General features: G+C 46.5%; 2 protein-coding genes. Both read right to left on the bottom strand.

Going from position 1 to position 2,943, the window contains the following annotated elements; all coding sequences use genetic code 11:
• Positions 1 to 647 precede the first annotated feature (647 nt).
• A complete protein-coding gene (gene rpmB / locus H6F50_RS10195; RefSeq protein ID WP_190410643.1) occupies positions 648 to 884 on the bottom strand; it encodes a 50S ribosomal protein L28 in 237 nt (78 codons plus the stop codon).
• A 94-nt stretch (positions 885 to 978) separates the two neighbouring features.
• Positions 979 to 2,943 (bottom strand): molecular chaperone HtpG (gene htpG / locus H6F50_RS10200; protein WP_190428613.1); only part of this gene is annotated, 1,965 nt, incomplete at its 5' end.

Raw genomic sequence — 2,943 nt, forward strand, 5'->3', positions numbered from 1 at the left:
ATTCTGGATAGCTTTAACTAGCTTGTTGCGGGATGACATGGCTGCTTTCCTGTCAAAGGTGAGAGATTAGTGGAATGAAGAGTTTAAAACTTAAAAAATTAAGAACTAGCGTTGAAAGGGATGAGAAAAGGCTAATCGCCTAAAATTTCGCTTTTTATGAGGTGAGGGGAAGCTTCATCAAAAATTTATAGTTCGACATTTCTCCTCTGTCTTAACAACCCAATTTCTAGCGGGCAACCGGGAAACTACGCACTCAGATGTTTAACGGCTGTTTAATCGCTTGTTAAATTTTTCAGTACCTTTCCGGAGTAGAAATGTCGGTTCCGTATTCTGGAATAAAGGCTAGATGTGCGCTTCCCCCAAGGGATAGATTTAAGAGTCTCTATAAACCATCTTTGCAAACATAGCGTTTAACTTCAACACAACTTAACGAAAAATCGGGGTAGATTTACTGTAGTTAAGATACCCAGATGTTGTGCAAAACCTATCACCTCTAGTAAAAAAATAAAGAAACTGCCCAACACGCACCATGAAGTGGGGTATCAGGCAGCACATAAATAACAAAGTGTAGAGACATCGCGGGCAACGTCTCTACTAGAAGCTATAAGCACTCAGGGACTCTCTAGAGGCTGTACTAATAGTGTGTACTAATAGTGATTCAGGTTAATTCCCGCTTCTTTAGCCATCGTTTGCAGACCCTTTAGCTCTAGAGTCTTGATTGCCTTCGTAGAAAGCCTTAGCTTCACCCAGCGATTCCCTTGAGGCCACCAAACGCGCTTCCATTGCAGATTTGCTTCCTGTAGCTTTTTGGTACGTCGGTGAGAGTGGGAAACTGCATAGGCATTATTAGCCTTTTTGCCGGTCAGCTGACATTTGCGCGACATAGTCTAGTCTCCAGATTTTCGGTCGTTATTTAGATATAGCTTTTAGATTGTACCCAAGCTATTGCTTAGGTGGGCACTGCCCACCCATACTCGCCTAGCGTTCTGTCAGACGAGTTAGCACTTGATTCGACCGTTCCACAAAGGATTTCATCCCTTCAGCGTCAAATCCTTTCTGAGCCATTAGCGCCAAATCATAGATATGCTGGCACATCAGATTAGCCAAATCGCCGGTGGGCGATTGACCCTCACCTTGGATAATACTACCTTGGCTCAACTGAACCAGATTTTGAATCAGCGGGTGCGCGGTATTGACCACTAAGGTGTGTTCTTCGGGAAACTCAACGTTTTGCTGCTGCATCAATGCGTTCATCTCCCGCAGACGTCGCAAAACTTCTGGCAACAGTACCATTGCTGGTGGGGTTCCCTGAGGATCATCTGACTTGAGCGCCTCGGTGCGGATGTTCAGTTTGGGCTTGTTGAGGGCTTTCTGGAATAACTCTTTGATGTGTTCTGAGCGAGTTTTGTTAGTTTTGGGGTCAACAATTTCTCCTGCTTTATCCTGGTCAAGCAGGGTTTGGTCGAGGTCAGAGTCTACGCGGGAGAACTTAACATTCGGATGTTCATGCTCTAGGAAGCTGATGAAGTGAGAGTCTATGAAGGAGTCCATAAACAGGACTTCTAGACCTTGGTTTTTGTGTAGTCCTACGTAGGTCGCCTGGGAGACTTCATCGGTGCAGTAAAAAACTCGATTTTCGTGGCGGTCTTTATTCCGTTCCAGGTACTCTTTAAGGGTGGTGTAGTTAGTGGTGAGGGCTTCGGACTGAGGGCTGAGAGGTGAAGAAGCCGAGGTTTGACTTGGGGTCACTTCTTGCCAGACATCGCCCTCTTGAGATTGCACTTCAACAGATGGGATATCGGGTTGGGGAGTTTCTGGAGTTGCTGGTGTAAGGTTGGCAGTGGTGCGATAAATCAGGATGTCTTCAACTTGTTTTTTGAATTTGTCGTCGTTGAGGGAGCCGAATTTGACGAAAGTGCCTACGTCTTGCCAGCAGCGGATATACTCGTCGCGATTTTCGCGGTAAAGTTCTTTCAAGCGATCGCCTACTTTCTTAGCAATGTAATCGGCAATTCTCCGCACTGTCCGGTCGTTGGTCAAGGAACTGCGCGAGACATTCAGGGGGATGTCAGTGCTATCAATGACGCCTCGCAGCGGCAGCAGGAACTTGGGAATGACTTCTTCGCAGTGGTCGCTGACAAATACTTGATTACAGAACAGCTTAATTTGCCCTTTGGTGGTGTCCACATCCGGCTTGAGCTTCGGGAAGTAAAGAATCCCATTCAGGATGAAGGGATAGTCAGTGTTAAGATGCACCCACAGCAGCGGCTCTTCTTGGAAAGGGTAGAGGTAGTGGTAGAATTCTAGATAATCTTCTTTGGTCAGGTTTTGGGGCGATTCCTTCCAAGGTGCCTTTTGCCGGTTAATTGTCTCCCCGTCCAGTTGGATAGCTACTGGCATGAAGTCGCAGTAAGTTTTTACCAACTGCCGAATCCGCATTGGTTCCAGGTATTCCACTTCCTCATCCTGAAGCGTGAGGGTGATGGTGGTGCCGCGTTCAGTTTTTGGTGAGTCTTCTAACTGAAATACGGGTGAACCATCACAAGACCAGTGGACGGCGGAAGCTCCTTGCTGGTAAGAAAGGGTATCAATCTCGACTTTTTGGGCCACCATGAAGGAGGAGTAGAAGCCAAGACCGAAGTGACCGATAATTTGTTGATCTGCGCTGGCTTTGTACTTTTGGATAAATTCTTCGGCGCTAGAGAAGGCAACTTGGTTGATGTATTTCTTGACCTCCTCTGCCGTCATGCCGATACCGTTATCCGAGATGGAGAGAGTTTTTTTGTCTTTGTCAATTGCGATTTTGATTTCTGGTTCGCCCAGTTCGCCAGTGAATTCGCCTGCGAAGGAAACCATCTTGAGTTTCTGGATGGCATCCACGGCGTTTGAAACCAGTTCCCGCAAGAATATCTCGTGGTCTGTGTAAAGAGATTTCTTGATAAT

Source organism: Coleofasciculus sp. FACHB-712 (genome assembly GCF_014695635.1).
Taxonomy (GTDB): Bacteria; Cyanobacteriota; Cyanobacteriia; order Cyanobacteriales; family FACHB-T130; genus FACHB-T130.